The organism is Leclercia sp. UBA5958 (assembly GCF_002430365.1).
In the GTDB taxonomy this organism is placed as follows: Bacteria; Pseudomonadota; Gammaproteobacteria; order Enterobacterales; family Enterobacteriaceae; genus Enterobacter; species Enterobacter pneumoniae.
The window spans coordinates 178,221-196,035 of record NZ_DJCE01000012.1; the positions used below are offsets into that span (position 1 = coordinate 178,221).

At 54.7% G+C, this 17,815-nt stretch carries 20 protein-coding genes; 11 read left to right on the forward strand and 9 right to left on the reverse strand.

The features are described from left to right. Positions 1-115: 115 nt before the first annotated feature. Positions 116-391 (reverse strand): DUF1471 family protein YjfY, encoded by a 276-nt coding sequence (gene yjfY / locus B2Q93_RS19165; protein ID WP_286934089.1) that lies wholly within the window; start codon positions 389-391, stop codon positions 116-118. A 345-nt stretch (positions 392-736) separates the two neighbouring features. On the opposite strand from yjfY, the gene rpsF reads away from it, so the two are divergent. The 5 genes from rpsF to B2Q93_RS19190 all read left to right on the forward strand — a co-directional run bounded on the left by rpsF (position 737) and on the right by B2Q93_RS19190 (position 3,256). After that, positions 737-1,132, forward strand: a complete 396-nt coding sequence (gene rpsF, locus B2Q93_RS19170; RefSeq protein ID WP_040077485.1) for a 30S ribosomal protein S6 — start codon at positions 737-739, stop codon at positions 1,130-1,132. A 6-nt stretch (positions 1,133-1,138) separates the two neighbouring features. Further along, a complete protein-coding gene (gene priB, locus B2Q93_RS19175) occupies positions 1,139-1,453 on the forward strand; it encodes a primosomal replication protein N (RefSeq protein WP_006178996.1) in 315 nt (104 codons plus the stop codon). Between the two features lie 4 nt (positions 1,454-1,457). Continuing rightward, positions 1,458-1,685 carry a 30S ribosomal protein S18 gene (gene rpsR, locus B2Q93_RS19180; RefSeq protein WP_000135199.1) on the forward strand — a complete coding sequence of 76 codons (228 nt, stop codon included), beginning with the start codon at positions 1,458-1,460 and terminating at the stop codon, positions 1,683-1,685. Positions 1,686-1,726: 41 nt separating this feature from the next. Then, a complete protein-coding gene (gene rplI, locus B2Q93_RS19185) occupies positions 1,727-2,176 on the forward strand; it encodes a 50S ribosomal protein L9 (RefSeq protein ID WP_040077484.1) in 450 nt (149 codons plus the stop codon). A gap of 150 nt (positions 2,177-2,326) precedes the next feature. Continuing rightward, the gene (locus B2Q93_RS19190) at positions 2,327-3,256 is read left to right on the forward strand and encodes a DMT family transporter (RefSeq protein ID WP_286934092.1); all 930 of its coding nucleotides are present in this window, start codon (positions 2,327-2,329) and stop codon (positions 3,254-3,256) included. Between the two features lie 42 nt (positions 3,257-3,298). Here the strand turns inward: B2Q93_RS19190 and B2Q93_RS19195 are convergent, their stop codons facing one another. Further along, positions 3,299-3,940: a LysM-like peptidoglycan-binding domain-containing protein gene (locus tag B2Q93_RS19195; RefSeq protein WP_286934093.1), complete on the reverse strand. Its 642-nt coding sequence runs from the start codon at positions 3,938-3,940 to the stop codon at positions 3,299-3,301. 231 nt (positions 3,941-4,171) lie between these two features. On the opposite strand from B2Q93_RS19195, the gene fklB reads away from it, so the two are divergent. Both fklB and cycA read left to right on the forward strand, forming a co-directional pair. Then, positions 4,172-4,792, forward strand: a complete 621-nt coding sequence (gene fklB / locus B2Q93_RS19200) for an FKBP-type peptidyl-prolyl cis-trans isomerase (RefSeq protein ID WP_040077480.1) — start codon at positions 4,172-4,174, stop codon at positions 4,790-4,792. 307 nt (positions 4,793-5,099) lie between these two features. Continuing rightward, positions 5,100-6,509: a D-serine/D-alanine/glycine transporter gene (cycA, locus tag B2Q93_RS19205; RefSeq protein WP_040077479.1), complete on the forward strand. Its 1,410-nt coding sequence runs from the start codon at positions 5,100-5,102 to the stop codon at positions 6,507-6,509. 62 nt (positions 6,510-6,571) lie between these two features. Here cycA and ytfE read toward each other — a convergent pair whose 3' ends face one another. Further along, complete coding sequence (gene ytfE / locus B2Q93_RS19210; RefSeq protein WP_046886400.1) at positions 6,572-7,234, reverse strand: iron-sulfur cluster repair protein YtfE; 663 nt, start codon at positions 7,232-7,234, stop codon at positions 6,572-6,574. 243 nt (positions 7,235-7,477) lie between these two features. Here ytfE and B2Q93_RS19215 point away from each other — a divergent pair, with 243 nt between their 5' ends. After that, positions 7,478-9,127: a methyl-accepting chemotaxis protein gene (locus B2Q93_RS19215; RefSeq protein WP_046886401.1), complete on the forward strand. Its 1,650-nt coding sequence runs from the start codon at positions 7,478-7,480 to the stop codon at positions 9,125-9,127. A gap of 7 nt (positions 9,128-9,134) precedes the next feature. On the opposite strand, the gene B2Q93_RS19220 is transcribed toward B2Q93_RS19215, so the two are convergent. The 3 genes from B2Q93_RS19220 to B2Q93_RS19230 all read right to left on the reverse strand — a co-directional run bounded on the left by B2Q93_RS19220 (position 9,135) and on the right by B2Q93_RS19230 (position 11,930). Next, a complete protein-coding gene (locus B2Q93_RS19220) occupies positions 9,135-10,100 on the reverse strand; it encodes a DMT family transporter (protein ID WP_046886402.1) in 966 nt (321 codons plus the stop codon). A gap of 75 nt (positions 10,101-10,175) precedes the next feature. Then, complete coding sequence (locus B2Q93_RS19225; protein WP_040077473.1) at positions 10,176-11,000, reverse strand: AraC family transcriptional regulator; 825 nt, start codon at positions 10,998-11,000, stop codon at positions 10,176-10,178. Between the two features lie 81 nt (positions 11,001-11,081). Then, positions 11,082-11,930 (reverse strand): SDR family oxidoreductase, encoded by an 849-nt coding sequence (locus B2Q93_RS19230; RefSeq protein WP_046886404.1) that lies wholly within the window; start codon positions 11,928-11,930, stop codon positions 11,082-11,084. Between the two features lie 89 nt (positions 11,931-12,019). On the opposite strand from B2Q93_RS19230, the gene B2Q93_RS19235 reads away from it, so the two are divergent. After that, positions 12,020-12,400 carry a winged helix-turn-helix transcriptional regulator gene (locus B2Q93_RS19235; RefSeq protein WP_233803580.1) on the forward strand — a complete coding sequence of 127 codons (381 nt, stop codon included), beginning with the start codon at positions 12,020-12,022 and terminating at the stop codon, positions 12,398-12,400. A 33-nt stretch (positions 12,401-12,433) separates the two neighbouring features. On the opposite strand, the gene B2Q93_RS19240 is transcribed toward B2Q93_RS19235, so the two are convergent. Then, positions 12,434-14,377 carry a bifunctional 2',3'-cyclic-nucleotide 2'-phosphodiesterase/3'-nucleotidase gene (locus tag B2Q93_RS19240; RefSeq protein ID WP_046886405.1) on the reverse strand — a complete coding sequence of 648 codons (1,944 nt, stop codon included), beginning with the start codon at positions 14,375-14,377 and terminating at the stop codon, positions 12,434-12,436. Between the two features lie 190 nt (positions 14,378-14,567). Between B2Q93_RS19240 and cysQ the strand changes: the two genes are divergently transcribed. Beyond that, positions 14,568-15,308 carry a 3'(2'),5'-bisphosphate nucleotidase CysQ gene (gene cysQ, locus B2Q93_RS19245; protein ID WP_212478339.1) on the forward strand — a complete coding sequence of 247 codons (741 nt, stop codon included), beginning with the start codon at positions 14,568-14,570 and terminating at the stop codon, positions 15,306-15,308. Here the strand turns inward: cysQ and B2Q93_RS19250 are convergent. Further along, positions 15,302-15,859, reverse strand: coding sequence for a YtfJ family protein (locus tag B2Q93_RS19250; RefSeq protein ID WP_040077468.1), 558 nt, complete (start codon positions 15,857-15,859; stop codon positions 15,302-15,304). The genes cysQ and B2Q93_RS19250 overlap by 7 nt on opposite strands. 328 nt (positions 15,860-16,187) lie before the next feature. Between B2Q93_RS19250 and B2Q93_RS19255 the strand changes: the two genes are divergently transcribed. After that, the gene (locus tag B2Q93_RS19255) at positions 16,188-16,394 is read left to right on the forward strand and encodes a DUF1107 domain-containing protein (protein WP_012015808.1); all 207 of its coding nucleotides are present in this window, start codon (positions 16,188-16,190) and stop codon (positions 16,392-16,394) included. A 66-nt stretch (positions 16,395-16,460) separates the two neighbouring features. Here B2Q93_RS19255 and B2Q93_RS19260 read toward each other — a convergent pair whose 3' ends face one another. Beyond that, positions 16,461-17,798, reverse strand: coding sequence for a hemolysin family protein (locus B2Q93_RS19260; protein WP_207292873.1), 1,338 nt, complete (start codon positions 17,796-17,798; stop codon positions 16,461-16,463). Positions 17,799-17,815: the final 17 nt, after the last annotated feature.

Genomic DNA, 17,815 nt, shown 5'->3' on the forward strand with positions numbered 1-17,815 from the left:
AAGCACGGCCTGAATACGTATCAAAGATAAAAATAAAAAAAGCCCCCGAACTGGGGGCGAATGAAAGGATGACGTTATTTTCGTTGTTGGCTTTCCTGGTGCTAGCGTTAATGCATTACTGATAGATGTCTGCGCTCGCGTGCATATTCCCGTTGCTGCCCGGTTCACGAATGAGTGTGACGTGATAATAGCGGGCATTCTGCGCATCGGCTTCTTGATTAAGGGCTTGATCTGCTTCACTTTCAGTGGCGAAGTTATGGTTGATATAAATCACGCCTAAGCTCTGCACATCATCCATGTTTCTGGCCTGTCGGCCGTCGATCTGAATGGCTGCCATGGCGTTTGCACTCAGCAAAAGCACAGCCAGTACCGCTACAGTGATCTTTTTCATGATATGCGCTCCACGACGACATGCTGTGAATCGATTGTTTCTCTCTCCTTCTGATCCTCGGTTGGGGTCTGATTAAAGTGTAATCTCTTCTGCGGGGGACATTGACGACCATTTCTGATGCTGTTGTTCAAAAAAACGCCGCAATCGAGGCTGTTCAATGTTAAATCACCCACTTAGACTCGCTTTGCCCTTTGTGCGAATTATTTGTGCAATGACCTTGTGTTTAGCGGGGGTCGCAAGTATTATGACGCGTCAATTTTTCAGCCGACCTTTAACACGTTCCTTGCCTCCCCGGGCCTCGGCTGACCCAGACAGGAGGCTGAATAATCCGTAAGGAGCAATTCGATGCGTCATTACGAAATCGTTTTTATGGTCCATCCTGACCAGAGCGAACAGGTTCCGGGTATGATCGAACGCTACACTGGTGCAATCACTGCAGCAGAAGGCAAGATCCACCGTCTGGAAGACTGGGGCCGCCGTCAGCTGGCTTATCCGATCAACAAACTGCACAAAGCTCACTACGTTCTGCTGAACGTTGAAGCTCCGCAGGAAGCGATCGATGAGCTGGAAACTAACTTCCGCTTCAACGATGCCGTTATCCGCAGCATGGTTATGCGTACCAAAAACGCAGTGACCGAAGCATCTCCGATGGTTAAAGCGAAAGACGAGCGCCGTGAGCGTCGCGATGATTTCGCAAACGAAACCGCAGATGATTCTGATGCTGGGGATTCTGAAGAGTAATTTCTGATGACCAACCGTCTGGTGTTGTCCGGTACCGTGTGCAGGACCCCCCTTCGTAAGGTCAGCCCATCAGGAATTCCTCACTGCCAGTTCGTGCTTGAGCATCGTTCAGTGCAGGAGGAAGCCGGCTTTCACCGGCAGGCGTGGTGCCAAATGCCCGTTATTATTAGCGGACACGAAAACCAGGCCATTACTCACAGTATAACGGTCGGTAGCGCAGTAACCGTTCAGGGGTTCATCTCTTGCCACAAGGCAAAGAACGGCCTGAGCAAGATGGTTCTGCATGCCGAGCAGATTGATTTGATAGATTCTGGAGACTAGCCATATGGCACGTTATTTCCGTCGTCGCAAGTTCTGCCGTTTCACCGCGGAAGGCGTTCAAGAGATCGACTATAAAGATATCGCAACGCTGAAAAACTACATCACCGAAAGCGGTAAGATTGTCCCAAGCCGTATCACCGGTACTCGTGCAAAATACCAGCGCCAGCTGGCTCGCGCTATCAAACGCGCTCGCTACCTGTCCCTGCTGCCGTACACTGATCGTCATCAGTAATCGGGCACGGTCCATTAATACGACTTTAAGAGGATAAGGTAATGCAAGTTATTCTGCTTGATAAAGTAGCAAACCTGGGCAGCCTGGGTGATCAGGTAAATGTTAAAGCGGGCTACGCTCGTAACTTCCTGGTTCCACAGGGTAAAGCTGTTCCAGCTACCAAGAAAAACGTAGAGTTTTTCGAAGCACGTCGTGCTGAACTGGAAGCCAAACTGGCTGACGTTCTGGCGGCTGCTAACGCTCGCGCTGAAGAAATCAACGCACTGGGCACCGTTACCATCGCGTCTAAAGCTGGCGACGAAGGTAAACTGTTCGGTTCCATCGGTACCCGCGATATCGCTGATGCAGTTTCTGCAGCAGGCGTTAAAGTGGCTAAGAGCGAAGTTCGTCTGCCGAACGGCGTTCTGCGTACCACTGGTGAGCACGAAGTTGACTTCCAGGTTCACAGCGAAGTATTCGCTAAACTGGTTGTTAACGTAGTAGCTGAGTAATTTTTTACTCTGCTCACGTCGAAGCGCCGGCCTTGTGCCGGCGTTTTGCTTTTTAGCGTCACGTACCACGCTTTAGCGCTTTAAGGGTCGCTATTCTCTGCGCATTCTCAGATAATAAAATGAAACGCGATTTTATTTATGAGATCTGTCATGGCTACCCCTCTGCCCACGCCCGTCTTTGCCCGCAAAAATGTTGCCTATGCCTGCGCGACCCTCTGCTGTCTGCTGTGGGGAAGCTCCTACCCGGCCATTAAAAGCGGCTATGAACTCTTCCAGATTGCGACCGACGATATCCCCTCTAAGGTGGTGTTCGCTGGCTATCGTTTTCTCTTTGCTGGCCTGCTGCTGTTGCTCTTTGCGCTGGCGCAGCGCAAACCGATCGCCCGCCTGAGCCCACGCCAGTTTGGACAGCTCTCTCTGCTTGGCCTGACGCAGACCACCATTCAGTACATCTTCTTCTACGTAGGGCTGGCGTTCACCACCGGCGTTAAAGGCTCGATCATGAACGCCATCGGCACTTTCTTTAGTGTGCTGCTGGCGCACTTTATCTACCACAACGATAAACTCAGCTATAACAAGACGCTCGGCTGTATCCTGGGTTTTGCCGGGGTGATGCTGGTGAACTTCAGTAGCGGCCTGCAGGATTTTAGCTTCGTCTGGCACGGTGATGGTTTTGTGGTGCTGGCCGCCTTTATCCTCTCCGCCGCCACGCTGTATGGCAAACGCATCTCACAAACCGTGGATCCGACGGTAATGACCGGCTGGCAGCTGGCGATCGGCGGCGCGGTTTTGTTAGGAGGAGGGTATGCGACGGGCGGTACGCTGGAGTTACATAGCTTCAGTGCGCTGGCGATTCTGGGATATTTAACCTTGCTCTCCTCGGTCGCCTTTGCGCTCTGGAGCGTGCTGCTGAAGGTGAACCGCGTCAGTATGATCGCCCCCTTTAACTTTGTGGTGCCGGTGGCCGGGACGTTGCTCTCAGCTCTGTTCCTTGGGGAGAATATCCTGGAGATCAAATACGCCGTGGCGCTGGTGCTGGTCTGTTCGGGGATCTGGTGGGTCAACAAGCGTAGCGCATAAGGCGCTGGCGGCCGGGCGGCGAATTGCGCCCGGCCTGAGGCGTTATTTCACACGTAAAAACGAGCCGTCCGGCTGGCGGGTAAACAGCACTTGCTGGCCATTCCCTGCGTCAATCGTCAGCCCTGTCACCACGCCGCTGGCGTTCTGACGAATCTGTACCATCTGACCATTCTGCAGGTTACTCAGCGGCTTACCTGCCCCCTCTACCTGTGCCATGGAATAGACATCGGTTGGCGGTAAATTATGGTCGCGGAATAGCTGCGCCAGGGTTTTACCCGGCTCTATCCGGTAGCTGCGCCACTGCTGATCAATGCCGGTCGCCTGCTGCGGCTGAGAGGTCGCCGGCGCTGCCGCCTGCTCCTGCGGCTGTTCTTCCTGAATCGGCTCGGGCTCTGCCGGTGCGACCAGCCCCGGATCGTTCGACGGCGTCACCAGCTGGGTTTGCATCGGCTGGCTCTCCGACTGAGGTTGCGATTGCGACTGCATATCAAGCTGTGCGTCCCGGCTCACCGGCGTTGTGTCGGCATCGTCACCGGAGGGCAGCAGGAACCCGATAATCATCAGCAGCAGGCCGAGTATGATGCCCCGACGGTGCATCGGCGGCAGCGGGTCCATGAGGCGAAGATCGTCTGGCGCATGCCAGATCCTCGCCAGGGTAGGTTTCAGTTCAAATCGCCCGGGCATGGCTCTCCTCCTGCTCCGCGTCTTTAATCCTGTTCCGGGAAGTATAGTTTGCTAACTGCCTGAAGGGCGTAGCAAAGTGGGCTTCCGTGACACACATTCGGGAATAATCCTGATCCACGCTATTGTTTCTGTTTCGCCGCGATTTGTCATCTTTACTTAAGACAAAGTTTTACCCGTCGGAGCGTGGCTGCTATGCTGCCCGCTACTTTAAATGTGATGGAAGGAAAACCCATGACCACCCCGACTTTTGACACAATCGAAGCGCAGGCGAGCTACGGTATCGGTTTGCAGGTAGGCCAGCAGTTGAGCGAATCTGGTCTGGAAGGACTGTTACCTGAAGCGCTGGTGGCGGGTATTGCCGACGCGCTGGAAGGCAAGCAGCCTGCCGTGCCGGTAGATGTGGTGCACCGTGCGCTGCGCGAAATCCACGAGCGTGCTGATGCCGTACGTCGTGCGCGTTTCGAAGAGATGGCGGCAGAAGGCGAGAAGTACCTGCAAGAGAACAGCCAGCGTGAAGGCGTGAACAGCACCGAATCCGGCCTGCAGTTCCGTGTTATCACCCAGGGCGAAGGCGCTATCCCGGCACGCACTAACCACGTTCGCGTTCACTACACCGGTAAACTGATCGACGGCACCGTTTTCGACAGCTCCGTTGCCCGTGGTGAACCGGCTGAATTCCCGGTTAACGGCGTGATCCCAGGCTGGATTGAAGCGCTGACCCTGATGCCGGTAGGTTCTAAATGGGAACTGACTATTCCGCAGAACCTGGCCTATGGTGAGCGTGGCGCAGGCGCGTCTATTCCGCCATTCAGCACCCTGGTCTTCGAAGTCGAGTTACTGGAAATCCTGTAATCGTCATGCGTTTTTCCTCTCCCTCCGCGGGAGGGGAAAATAGCGTAAAAACCTATAGTTAGAACTTAATCAACATTTAATGTTGCAAACGCGAATTTTGAGTGTATTTTTGTGAGCTGTTTCGCGCTGTATGAGTGATATGACACTCACTTTCAACATATTATTAACATAATATCTAAATCATAGTATTCATCCCGCCGAATCTTACCTAATATCGATGAGTCCTTAACAAGGGGTCGTCGCATTTTGACGCAATAAAAGGCCAGAAGAGCCTAAACAACACAGACAGGCAATACAGGAAAATTACATGGTAGATCAGGCAAAAGTCATTGCTACAGAAGAGGCATCGACTGAACAATCGCTTCGGCGAAATCTTACAAACCGTCATATACAGCTTATTGCCATTGGTGGTGCTATTGGTACCGGGCTGTTTATGGGCTCCGGTAAAACCATCAGTCTTGCCGGGCCGTCGATCATCTTTGTCTATATGATCATCGGTTTCATGCTGTTTTTTGTGATGCGTGCGATGGGCGAATTGCTGCTCTCGAACCTTGAGTACAAATCTTTTAGCGACTTCGCTTCCGACCTGTTAGGGCCGTGGGCGGGCTATTTTACCGGCTGGACTTACTGGTTCTGCTGGGTTGTTACCGGCATGGCAGATGTGGTCGCCATCACGGCCTATGCGCAGTTCTGGTTCCCCGGCCTGTCGGACTGGGTCGCCTCGCTGGCGGTGATTGTGCTGCTGCTGGGGCTGAACCTCGCGACCGTGAAGATGTTCGGTGAGATGGAGTTCTGGTTTGCGATGATCAAGATTGTCGCCATCGTGGCGCTGATCGTGGTCGGGCTGGTGATGGTGCTGACGCACTTCCAGTCACCAACTGGCGTTGAAGCCTCCTTCGCGCATCTGTGGAATGACGGCGGCTGGTTCCCGAAAGGGATTAGCGGCTTCTTCGCAGGGTTCCAGATAGCGGTCTTCGCCTTTGTGGGCATTGAGCTGGTGGGTACCACCGCCGCAGAGACCAAAGACCCGGAGAAATCCCTGCCGCGCGCGATCAACTCTATTCCGATCCGTATCATTATGTTCTACGTATTCGCGCTGATCGTGATTATGTCGGTTACCCCGTGGAGCTCGGTGGTGCCAACCAAGAGCCCGTTCGTCGAACTGTTCGTGCTGGTGGGTCTGCCGGCGGCGGCGAGCCTGATTAACTTCGTGGTCCTGACCTCTGCGGCCTCATCCGCGAACAGCGGCGTCTTCTCCACCAGCCGTATGCTGTTCGGCCTGGCGCAGGAGGGGGTGGCCCCGAGCGCCTTCGCTAAGCTCTCTAAACGCGCTGTGCCGGCGAAAGGCTTGACCTTCTCCTGCATCTGCCTGCTGGGCGGCGTGGTCATGCTGTATGTGAACCCAAGCGTTATCGGTGCCTTCACCATGATCACCACCGTGTCGGCGATTCTGTTTATGTTCGTCTGGACGATCATTCTCTGCTCGTACCTGGTGTACCGCAAACAGCGTCCAGAGCTGCATGCCGCTTCCAAATACAAGATGCCGCTGGGCAAACTGATGTGCTGGGTCTGTATGGCGTTCTTTGTCTTCGTGCTGGTATTGCTAACGCTGGAAGATGATACCCGTCAGGCGCTGATTGTTACGCCGCTTTGGTTCATTGTTCTGGGGCTGGGCTGGATTTTCATCGGCAAGAAACGCATGGCAGGCGTGCGTTAAAAAAAGGCCACCTGCGGGTGGCCAAACTAAACACTCTATCAAGGCGCTCTCAGGCGCCTTTTTTATTCGCCTGCGAGGGCACGCGGGAACAAGACGTTGTTTTCCAGACTGATGTGCTCCATCAGATCGTCAATCATTTCGTTAATACCGTTGTACATGGCGCGCCAGGTTGTACAGGCATCAGCAGGCGGCGTAACGTTATTGGTGGTGTGTTTGATCACTTCCAGCAGCTCGCCGGCTTCATCGTGTTCGCTCTCCATCACGCTGATTGGCCCCATCGCCTGGCTGCCCATCCCTTGTTTAATCATCGGAAAGAGGATCTGCTCTTCTTTCATCATATGGCTGGAGAGTTCCTGGTGCAGCATGGTCAGGTATTTGGCCAGCCCGCGCGGTACAGAGGCTTTGTCCGCATGCACGCGTTCTACTTTAGTTGCCTGCAGAATCAACTCCGGCAGCTGTTCACGGTGGCGGTCATGGTATCGCACGATGATATGGTCGATGATCTCTGCCAGCGGGGCGCTGCGCCAGTCTTTATCGACAGGCTGCTCGGCCAGTTCCGCCAGCTCGCTCTCGATAACCTCCACGTCCAGCGCCTTACGGGAGGCGGCACGCGCCAGCGTTTGCTTACCGCCACAGCAGTAATCCATATCATATTTGCGGAACAGCGCCGAGGCGCGTGGGATAGAGAGCGCAAGCTCACCTAAAGGTTGGTCGCGGAAGGCCATGGAAGTTACCTCGTCATCAGGAATATAAGGTGCATTTTAAATACATCTTTTATCGCAGGCTATAACCCTTTAGAGGAAGGGGTAAAAAAGAGAGTTAGATCACAAAAAAATACCGGTTTTAACTCCTTGAATGAATGCAGGAAACCAGTTTAGAAACTTTTTAAAGGCGTAGAGAGCGTAAATAAGCGGCGGAGGTTGCCGATATACCCTCCCAGACAATACCTGCAAATATAAAGGCTACGCATGTTTAAACGAATAAAAGTCATTACCCTGCTGATTTCAGTGCTGCTGGCACTCGGGATCATACAGCTGATCTCTGCGGGCATTTTTATCAATGCCCTGAACAACGATAAAGAAAACTTCACGGTTTCTCAGGTCTCCAGCCAGAACGTGGCAGAGTTTACTGACGCGTGGATCAGCCTCAACCAGGCACGCGTGACGCTGAACCGCGGCATGCTCCGTCTGCAAAGCAGCGTAGCGACGCAGATCAACGGCGGGCAGCTGAATGAGCTGGTCAGCACAGCGAAAAATCTGCTGGCAGATGCCCAGGCCCATTACGACAAATACTATGCGTTGCCGGAAACGCCGGGTCTGGATGACAAGCTGTCCAGCCAGCTGGAAGAGCAGTACCGCATCTACTCCGCGACTCTGGCGCAGATGAACGTTCTGCTGGCGCAGGGCAACCTGGAAGAGATGTTCAAACAAAACGCGGAGCAGAAGCAAACCGCGATGCAGAAAGTCTACCGTGAATGGCGTGAGGCGCAGGCCGCGCTTACCGACAAGGGCATTAAGGATAACGAGAGCGACTATAAGCGCATCCTGTGGATCCTCTCTACAATGATGGCGCTGGTCATCGCGACGATTATCTCCAGCTGGATTGCGATGCGCCGCGTGCTGTTGCTGCCGCTGCAGGACGTGATTGATCATATCCGTGCTATTGCGGCGGGTGATTTGACCCAGTCTATCGATCCGTCAGGTAAAAACGAGATGGCGGTGCTGGCGCGCAATGTACACGAGATGCAGACCTCGCTCTCTCGCACCGTTGGTGTGGTACGTGAAGGTGCCGATACCATCTATACCGGTGCGGGCGAAATCTCTGCGGGCAGTAACGATCTCTCTTCCCGTACTGAGCAGCAGGCTGCCTCTCTGGAAGAGACCGCCGCCAGCATGGAACAGCTGACCGCAACGGTGAAGCAGAACGCCGACAACGCACGTCAGGCTTCCCGACTGGCACTGGACGCCTCCTCTACCGCGAAAAAAGGCGGCAGCGTGGTGGAAGGCGTGGTGCGCACCATGGATGAGATTGCCACCAGCTCCAGCAAAATTGCGCAGATCACCAACGTGATTGACGGCATCGCGTTCCAGACCAATATCCTGGCTCTGAACGCCGCGGTAGAAGCCGCCCGTGCGGGTGAGCAGGGTCGCGGTTTTGCGGTTGTCGCCGGGGAAGTACGTACGCTGGCAAGCCGTAGCGCTCAGGCAGCAAAAGAGATCAAAGCCCTGATCGATGACTCTGGCGAGCGCGTCAGCGCAGGCTCGGCGTTAGTCAATGAAGCCGGCACGACCATGGCGGAGATCGTCAATGCCGTGACGCGCGTCACCGACATTATGGGCGAAATCGCCTCGGCGTCTGATGAGCAGAGCCGTGGCATTGACCAGGTAGGTCAGGCGGTTGCTGAAATGGATCGCGTAACTCAGCAGAACGCCTCGCTGGTGGAGGAGTCTGCCGCCGCCGCCGCCGCGCTGGAAGAACAGGCCGCACGCCTGAACGAAGCCGTGGCGGTATTTAAAATCGCCCGCGGTCAGACGCTGAAAACCCCAGCCACCAAAGCTGCTACGCCGAAGGCAAAACCGGTTGCCACGGTTTCTGAAGCGAACTGGGAAACCTTTTAATCGCTAATTAGCCTTGCGAAACCGGAACGACCGTTGGTTTTTCCGGTTTCGCGCTTACCGCAACCACCACGCCCACCACCAGCAGCGCGATCCCGCCCAGCGTCAATAATGGCGGCAAACTCTGGCGCATCAGGAAGGTATAGAGTAACCCCGCCAGCGTCTCAAAAACGATTAACGGGCCGAGGATCACCGTTGGCAACTTCTGGCTGGCGACGTTCCAGCACAGCGCACCGACCCAGGAACAAAGCACCGCAATCGCCACCATTAGCCCTACAAACAGCCCCGGCCGGGGTCCAAACGGCAGGTCAAACGCCGGCAGTTCGACATTCAGCCACAGGCAAGCCGCGATATAGCCCAGCAATGAGACCGGTAGCGTCACCAGCGCCTGCGCAGTCGCCCACATCATCGGATGTTTATCCGGGTTCTCCCGCAGCCAGCGGGCATTGCGCAGGGCATACCACGCCCAACAGACCACCGACAAAAACGCCAGGATGATGCCAGAGACGTAACGCCAACCGCTGGCGTTTACCAGACCATGTCCCAGCTCGGCGACGTTGACACACACCAGTCCCAGCGCAATACAGATCAGCGCTGGCACCATTTTTGACCATGCCAGTTTGCCATCGCGCTGGCTATACAGAAGGTTGGCGAAGACCGGGATCACCACCGGCAAGGTGCCAATGATCATGGTCGAGACCGGCGCCCCGGTGCGCTGAATGGCGCTTGCCAGGCAGAGGTAATAGATCAGGTTGCCCATCATGGTGAGGGCGAGGGCGGTGAGCCAGTCCCGGCGGGTAAGTTGGCGCAGGCGGGCGCGTCCCAGCCAGGCGAGCGGTAGGGCGATTAACCCCAGCGCCAGGTAACGCCCCATCGACTGCAGCATCGCCGGGTATTCGGGTACGATTAACGGGCCGACAAAAATCAGCCCCCACATCAAGCCTGCAAGCAGGGCATACAACACACCGCTAATCATTTTGTTATCCACATCTTAGAAACCTGCGGTAAGTGTAGAAAGGGAGGCGCGGAGAGTATTGTACGAGGTTGCGCATTAACGCCTCGCCACCTGCTTCTGATAGCGAACCGGGGTGATGCCATAACGGCGGGTAAAGGCCCGGGTCAGGTGCGATTGATCGGTTAAACCGGTGGCGGCGGCCACTTCAGCGGCGGGCATGCCGTGGGTAAGAAAAGCCTTGGCGCGCCACAGGCGAATGGCCATCAGCATCTGGTGCGGGGTGACGTGAAAATGGGCCTTAAACTGGCGCTGGAAATGATACGGGCTGAGCGCCACCACCTGCGCCAGTTCGTCCAGGGTCAGGGCGTGCATATAGTTGTCGTGCAGATATTCACGCACTCGCTCAAAGCGGTGCGCCCCCTCCTGAATCTGCGGGGCATGGCGAGCCAGCGGCTGGAACGTCTCAATCAGATCCAGCAGAAACCCTTTCTGAGCCAGCGGATCGTCGGTATGCCACAGGGCGTAGATAAGCTGGCCGATTTGCCGGGAGCGTAGCGGATCGTAACGGGTAACATCGCTAAACCACCAGTGACGTATGCCGGTTACCTCTTCCAGCAGGTCGGGTTCAAGATAAACCATACGGTAACGCCAGCCGCCATCGGTCGCGGACTCGCCGGTATGGATCTCATCCGGGTTCATGGTGACGACTGATTTCTCAGGGGCGAGGTAGTGGGAGCCGCGATAACGAAAGCGCTCGGCACCGGTTTCGATAGTGCCGATACCAAAGGCTTCATGGGTATGGGGTTCAAAGGCATAGCGGGAGATATGGGCATGGTAAAGCTCCACGCCAGGTAGCTGCGCCAGATGGCGAAAGCGGGCGCTGTCTCTCTCATCAATAAACTGTTCAGGTACGCCTTGCACAGCCACACTCCTCACGGGTCATTCTTTCATTATCAGAGATGACCCGTGGGGATGCTACAAAAAATAACCTGTCTTTAACAATTACAGAATCGCTTTGACGCTCTCCGCCAGCGGCGTGGTCGGGCGGCCAATCAGCGCACTCAGGGTATGGCTGTCGTCAAATAGGCCCCCTTTTGAAGCGCCCGTGTCAGAGTCTGCCAGCATCTCCGCCAGCCCGGCCGGAAGACCCACGCTCTTCAGCGCGGCAGAAAAATCGGCTTCGCTAAGATTCTGGTACTTCACGCTCTTCCCGCTCTGTTTGCTCAGTTCGGCCGCCAGTTCGCTCAGGGTCCAGGCGTTATCACCCGCCAGTTCGTAGACTTTTCCGGCATGGCCCTCTTCGGCGATCACTTTGGCTGCGGCCGCTGCGTAATCTGCACGGGTGGCAGAGGCGATTTTGCCATCGCCCGCTGAGCCAATAAACACGCCATGCTCCAGGGCAGGCGGCGCGCTGGCAAGATAGTTTTCGGTATACCAGCCATTACGCAGCAGGGTGAACGGAATACCCGATTCGGCCAGCGCTTTTTCGGTGGCGACGTGCTCAACGTGCAGGCCCAGTGGGGAGGTGTCAGCATGCAGCAGACTGGTATAAGCAATAAATTTTACGCCCGCCGCTTTGGCGGCGTTAATGACGTTCTGGTGTTGTGGTGCGCGCTGGCCCACTTCGCTGGAGGAGATCAGCAGCAGCTTCTCTACGCCCCGGAGCGCGGAGGTGAACGCCGCCTGGTCGGCGTAATCCGCCTGACGCACGTCAAGGCCTTGCTGGCTCAGGGCCCCGGCTTTCGCCGGATTACGCACAATCGCCACAATTTGACTGGCTGGAACGGTTTTCAACAGCTGCTCGATAACATGGTGGCCAAGCTGGCCGGTAGCACCGGTAATTGCGATCATGATGAAGATCCTTCGTTTCAGGAGAGTGTTATGGCACACTAGCACCAACGCTAACTTTTAGTAAGTACGTACAAAAAGGTAAGTATCAAATGGGTCAACAAACGCTCACCGAGCAAATGCGTGATGGCAATCTGTTTGCCGAACAGTGTCCGTCGCGAGAGGTGCTTAAGCACGTTACCAGCCGCTGGGGTGTTCTGATTCTGGTGGCGCTGCGTGAAGGGACCCACCGTTTTAGCGATCTACGACGCAAAATGGGGGGCGTCAGCGAAAAGATGCTCGCGCAGTCACTGCAGGCGCTGGAGCAGGACGGCTTTCTCAATCGGGTGTCGTTTCCGGTAGTGCCTCCGCATGTGGAGTACAGCCTGACCCCGCTGGGGATAGAGGTGAGTGAGAAGGTGGCCGCACTGGCCGACTGGATTGAGCTGCATACCCCAGAGGTGATCGGCAACCGGGAAGGGCGCGCAGCCTGAACCCCGGCAGCATAATGCTGCCGGGACAGGGCATTACTTACCTAAATCCAGCTGATAGAGGGCAAAGCCGATCTCGTCATTGCCGACTTTATGCATCGGATACTGGGCTTTCTCTTTAATGAATGCCGCCGCTTTCTCCGACGGTGAGGTTTCAAAGCGAATATCCAGCTTCACATCGCTGTGAATCGGAGCCAGGCGCCAGTTGTTGTCGGCGGCCGGATGGATTGCACCCGACTGCTTCGACTGTTCGCCAATCCACGCCGCCAGTACCGAGCGGTTCTCATCGGGTGAAGCAAAGGCGATATGGCTATCGCCCGTTCCGGCAAATTTCCCGCCGTAGGCACGGTAGTTATTGGTGGCGACCAGGAAAGTGGCATTAGGATCGATTGGCTTGCCGTTGAAGGTCAGATGCGTAATACGCTCTGCCTGCGGGTTAATGGTCTGGCATTCGCCGTCATATTTCGCTGGCTGAGTCACATCAATCTGGTAATCCACCCCATCGATCACGTCGAAGTTATAGGTGCGGAAACCGTCCCAGTTAATCAGAGACTGCGGTTTTGTGCTGGTCGGGTCAATCTGGTTAAACTGCCCGGCAGAGCACTCCAGCCACTCCTTCACCTCTTTGCCGGTGGCTTTTACCACCACAAGGGTGTTGGGATAGAGATAGAGATCGGCGGCATTACGGAAGGTGAGCTGGCCTTTTTCCACCTCAACGTAGCTGGCCGGGTCGTTTTTACGCCCGCCCACTTTAAACGGCGCGGCGGCAGAGAGCACCGGCAGCTTCGCGAGGTCCGGGTCGCCCTGAATAAAGCGCTCGGTATAAGCTTTTTGCGCCATGTTCACCACCTGCACGGTGGGGTCGTCCTGCACCAGTGCCAGGAAGCTGTACATATTGTCGGAGGATTTCCCCACCGGCTTGCTAACGAACTCGCGGGTCGCGTCGTGATCGTGCTTCAGTACCTGCACCAGATCCTTATCTTCGCCTACCAGCGCCTTTTTCGCGGCGGCATCGTAGATGGGGCGCGCTTCCGCTTTCGAGGTGGTGACCTGCCATTTACCGCTGTCGTTATTCAGCACCAAATCCACCACCCCCAGGTGATCGCCCCACATCCCCGGCATGACGGCCGGAATGCCGTTCAACGTCCCTTTGGCGATGTCCGCCCCTTTAATACTGGCGAAATCTTTCCCCGGGAAGACCGCGTGCGCGTGACCAAACAGGATGGTGTCGACGCCCGGCACTTCGCTCAGGTAGTAAACCGAGTTCTCTGCCATCGCCTGGTACGGGTCGGCTGATAGCCCGGAGTGGGCGACTACCACGACCAGGTCAGCGCCTTTTTCGCGCATCTCCGGCACATATTTGCGCGCGGTTTCGGTGATGTCATTCACCGTAACTTTGCCGCTCAGGTTGGCTTTATCCCAGGTCATGATCTGCGGTGGGACAAAACCGATATAGCCAATCTTCAGGGTCTGCTTTTTGCCATCCTGATCGACCACCTCAGTCTCTTTAATCAGGTAAGGTGTAAACAGCGGCTTTTGGGTCTTAACGTCGATGATATTGGCATTAACGTACGGGAATTTGGCGCCAGCGAGGGCCATATGCAGGTAGTCCAGCCCGTAGTTGAACTCATGATTCCCGAGGTTGCCTACGGCGTAATCAAGGGTGTTCAGGGCCTTATAGACCGGGTGAATATCCCCTTTTTTCAGCCCTTTTGCCGCCATGTAATCACCGAGCGGACTACCCTGAATTAAGTCTCCGTTGTCGACCAGTACGCTATTTTTCACTTCGCCACGGGCGGCGTTGATCAGGCTTGCGGTACGTACCAGACCAAATTTCTCTGTCGGGGCATCTTTGTAGTAATCGAAGTCCATCATGTTACTGTGCAGATCGGTGGTTTCCAGAATACGTAGATCTACCGTCGCTGCCTGTACACTCGCGGCAATCAGCGTCGCCAGGAGCGTTGCACTAAACTTAATCATTGAGGGGTCCTTTTTTTCGATCCAGGCCACAAAAGAATATGTATGTATATTTTTTTGCTTACAGAATTGTGAATCCTGCCAGAAAAAAGGACCGCGAAACCGGAATTGCTTCACAGATAGCGGATTTATTCACAATACGATATAAATAAAACAATGAGTTATACCCACTGTGATAACAAAGAGGTGGAGAATGTTAGATAAAATTTGTCAGCTCGCACGGGAGGCGGGGGATGCCATTATGCAGGTCTATGATGGCAAGGTGCCGCTCGATGTCGTGAGCAAAGTGGATGACTCGCCGGTGACGGCGGCGGATATTGCGGCGCATAGCGTGATTCTACAAGGCCTGCAGGCGCTGACGCCGGAAATCCCGGTACTCTCTGAAGAGGCACCGCAAAGCTGGGATGAACGCCAGCACTGGCAACGCTACTGGCTGGTGGATCCGCTGGATGGGACGAAAGAGTTCATCAAGCGTAATGGTGAGTTCACCGTCAATATCGCCCTGATTGAAAAGGGTAAAGCGGTGCTCGGCGTGGTATATGCGCCGGTGCTGAAGGTGATGTACAGCGCGGCTGAAGGCAAGGCGTGGAAAGAAGAGTGCGGCGTGCGCAAGCAGATTCAGGTGCGGGATGCCAGGCCGCCGCTGGTGGTGATCAGCCGTTCGCACAGCGACAACGAACTACAGGAGTATTTGCAGCAGTTGGGTGAGCATCAGACCACGTCCATTGGTTCGTCGCTGAAGTTCTGTCTGGTGGCAGAAGGGCAGGCACAGCTCTATCCCCGCTTCGGGCCAACCAACATCTGGGATACTGCCGCAGGCCATGCGGTGGCCGCCGCCGCCGGCGCGCATGTTCACGACTGGCAGGGTAAGCCTCTCGACTATACCCCGCGTGAATCGTTCCTTAACCCGGGGTTCCGGGTGTCGCTCTATTGATCGAGCAACTTGTGCAGCAGGGCAGTGACCTGCTGCACCTCATCCTGGCTTAAGCCTCCGTCTTTTGCCCACTGGATGCGTCCCGCTTTATCCAGCACCACAACCGCCGAGCCCTCCTCCTCTAACTGCCACGCTCCGCGTACCACGCCGTTGCTGTCCACGATGAACTGTGACCAGGGGTAGAGCTTTTTATTGCTCTCCAGGCTGCTGCGCACAAACATGCCGGAGCCGGGAATGGCATCATCGGTGTTGACAATGGTGGTCGTTTGATAGCGGTCATGTGGCAAATTTGCGGTCTTGATCGCTTCAATAAGTGTGGCATTTTTCTCTTTTGCGGAGGTGCGACCGGCAATATGCATGACAACTCTCACTTTTCCTGCGAGCTGCGCGCTATTCCAGCTTTTATAGCTAAACTTATTATTGTCGAGGATCAATTCTCCCCGGTCGGCAACGCCCACCGGCGGCACACGTTGCCCCTTTTCAAAATTATGTGCACTGGCCATCAGCGGAAGCATCAGGCAGGCGACTGCCAGAACGTTACGTAGGGTCATGGTTTTTCCTTTTTTATAAATTGCAGGTGATCCGACCACTTGGTCATACGTTTTTAATGATATGTGCGATCGTCTCTGTTTACCCGCAATCCCGGTGCCAGATTGCGGTGGAACGCACATAACTGGACAAAAACGACGGCTTATACTGCCTGTAGGTAAGCTTTGCAAAGAAAATTCTGAATAACTGTCATCAAAAGGTAAATAAACTTATGCACACTGGGTATCACTGATTTTCTGGTCTATAGTCATTGGGCATCAAAATTTGCGCTCTGGAAAGTCGGGCTGAATGTGGCACCGCAAGGGCGTATGATTCGCAGGAGATATTAAAATGAAAATTTTCCAACGCTACAATCCGCTTCAGGTAGCGAAATACGTAAAAATCCTGTTCCGTGGACGGTTGTATATCAAGGATGTTGGCGCTTTTGAGTTCGATAAGGGCAAGATCCTTATCCCAAAAGTGAAGGACAAACAGCACTATTCTGTGATGTCCGAAGTCAACCGTCAGGTTATGCGTCTGCAGACTGAGATGGCTTAACCAACGTGCTATGCAGTAATAAAGAAACGGCTCCCGATGGGAGCCGTTGATGTTTCTGGGACAGCGTTATTCCGACACTTTCTCTTGTGCATCCGGCAGCTTCGGTACCAGCACGGTCGGTTTGTTATCGATGCGGGTCACCAGCAGCTGATCGATACGGTAGTTGTCGATATCCACCACTTCGAATTTAAAGCCTGAGAACTTCACCGAGTCGGTACGCTTCGGGATCTTACGCAGCATAAACATCATAAAGCCGCCGATGGTCTCGTAGTTACCTGACTGCGGGAACTCATCAATGTCCAGAACGCGCATTACATCTTCAATCGGCGTGCCGCCATCGATCAGCCATGAGTTCTCGTCACGCTGAACAATCTGCTCTTCCAGCCCCTGGCCCACCAGGTCGCCCATCAGCGTGGTCATCACGTCGTTCAGCGTGATAATCCCCACCACCAGCGCATATTCGTTCATGATGACCGCGAAGTCTTCGCCCGCGGTTTTGAAACTTTCCAGCGCTTCAGAAAGGGTCAGGGTATCGGGAACGATCAGCGTATTACGGATCTGCACGCCGCTGTTCAGCGCCAGGCTCTGGTTCGCCAGCACACGGTTCAGCAGGTCTTTAGAGTCCACGTAGCCGATGATGTGGTCGATATCTTCATTACAGACCAGGAACTTAGAGTGAGGATGTTCCGCTACTTTTTGTTTCAGGCTCTGCTCGTCTTCATGCAGATCGAACCAAATCACGCTTTCACGTCCGGTCATAGAGGACGGCACGGTACGGGATTCCAGTTCGAACACGTTCTCAATCAGCTCGTGCTCCTGTTTACGCAACACGCCAGCCAGCGCACCCGCTTCGACCACCGCGTAAATATCGTCGGAGGTGATGTCATCTTTGCGCACCATCGGCAGTTTAAAAATGCGGAAAATCATATTCGCCAGGCCGTTAAAGAACCACACCAGCGGACGGAACACATACAGACAGAAGCGCATCGGGTTGATGATACGCAAAGCCACGGCTTCAGGCGCAATCATACCGATGCGTTTCGGTGTCAGGTCAGCGAAGAGAATGAACAGACCCGTCACCAGCGAGAACGAGAGAATAAAGCTCAACTGCTCTGAGAGTTCAGGCGAGAAGTACTTTGAGAAGAGAGTGTAAAAGACCGGGGAGAAGGCTGCATCGCCGACGATACCGCCCAGAATCGCTACCGCGTTAAGGCCAATTTGCACCACGGTAAAGAACATACCGGGGTTTTCCTGCATTTTTAAAACGCGATGTGCATTGATGTTACCGTCATCGGCAAGCAGTTTAAGTTTGATTTTACGGGATGCGGCCAGTGAAATTTCTGAAACTGAGAAAAATGCACTCACGGCAATCAGACAAAGTATTACTAAAATACTGTTTAACATATCTTATCCGGCTTTTC

What these genes read in the sequence shown, in the direction of transcription:
- B2Q93_RS19190 (WP_286934092.1), top strand. Translation starts at nt 2,327, where the DNA reads ATGGCTACCCCTCTGCCCACGCCCGTCTTTGCCCGCAAAAATGTTGCC.
- B2Q93_RS19235 (WP_233803580.1), top strand. Translation starts at nt 12,020, where the DNA reads ATGGGTCAACAAACGCTCACCGAGCAAATGCGTGATGGCAATCTGTTT.
- B2Q93_RS19215 (WP_046886401.1), top strand. Translation starts at nt 7,478, where the DNA reads ATGTTTAAACGAATAAAAGTCATTACCCTGCTGATTTCAGTGCTGCTG.
- rplI (WP_040077484.1), top strand. Translation starts at nt 1,727, where the DNA reads ATGCAAGTTATTCTGCTTGATAAAGTAGCAAACCTGGGCAGCCTGGGT.
- B2Q93_RS19260 (WP_207292873.1), bottom strand. Translation starts at nt 17,798, where the DNA reads ATGTTAAACAGTATTTTAGTAATACTTTGTCTGATTGCCGTGAGTGCA.
- priB (WP_006178996.1), top strand. Translation starts at nt 1,139, where the DNA reads ATGACCAACCGTCTGGTGTTGTCCGGTACCGTGTGCAGGACCCCCCTT.
- B2Q93_RS19250 (WP_040077468.1), bottom strand. Translation starts at nt 15,859, where the DNA reads ATGACCCTACGTAACGTTCTGGCAGTCGCCTGCCTGATGCTTCCGCTG.
- cycA (WP_040077479.1), top strand. Translation starts at nt 5,100, where the DNA reads ATGGTAGATCAGGCAAAAGTCATTGCTACAGAAGAGGCATCGACTGAA.
- B2Q93_RS19195 (WP_286934093.1), bottom strand. Translation starts at nt 3,940, where the DNA reads ATGCCCGGGCGATTTGAACTGAAACCTACCCTGGCGAGGATCTGGCAT.
- cysQ (WP_212478339.1), top strand. Translation starts at nt 14,568, where the DNA reads ATGTTAGATAAAATTTGTCAGCTCGCACGGGAGGCGGGGGATGCCATT.
- ytfE (WP_046886400.1), bottom strand. Translation starts at nt 7,234, where the DNA reads ATGGCCTTCCGCGACCAACCTTTAGGTGAGCTTGCGCTCTCTATCCCA.
- B2Q93_RS19255 (WP_012015808.1), top strand. Translation starts at nt 16,188, where the DNA reads ATGAAAATTTTCCAACGCTACAATCCGCTTCAGGTAGCGAAATACGTA.
- fklB (WP_040077480.1), top strand. Translation starts at nt 4,172, where the DNA reads ATGACCACCCCGACTTTTGACACAATCGAAGCGCAGGCGAGCTACGGT.
- B2Q93_RS19230 (WP_046886404.1), bottom strand. Translation starts at nt 11,930, where the DNA reads ATGATCGCAATTACCGGTGCTACCGGCCAGCTTGGCCACCATGTTATC.
- rpsR (WP_000135199.1), top strand. Translation starts at nt 1,458, where the DNA reads ATGGCACGTTATTTCCGTCGTCGCAAGTTCTGCCGTTTCACCGCGGAA.
- B2Q93_RS19220 (WP_046886402.1), bottom strand. Translation starts at nt 10,100, where the DNA reads ATGATTAGCGGTGTGTTGTATGCCCTGCTTGCAGGCTTGATGTGGGGG.
- rpsF (WP_040077485.1), top strand. Translation starts at nt 737, where the DNA reads ATGCGTCATTACGAAATCGTTTTTATGGTCCATCCTGACCAGAGCGAA.
- yjfY (WP_286934089.1), bottom strand. Translation starts at nt 391, where the DNA reads ATGAAAAAGATCACTGTAGCGGTACTGGCTGTGCTTTTGCTGAGTGCA.
- B2Q93_RS19240 (WP_046886405.1), bottom strand. Translation starts at nt 14,377, where the DNA reads ATGATTAAGTTTAGTGCAACGCTCCTGGCGACGCTGATTGCCGCGAGT.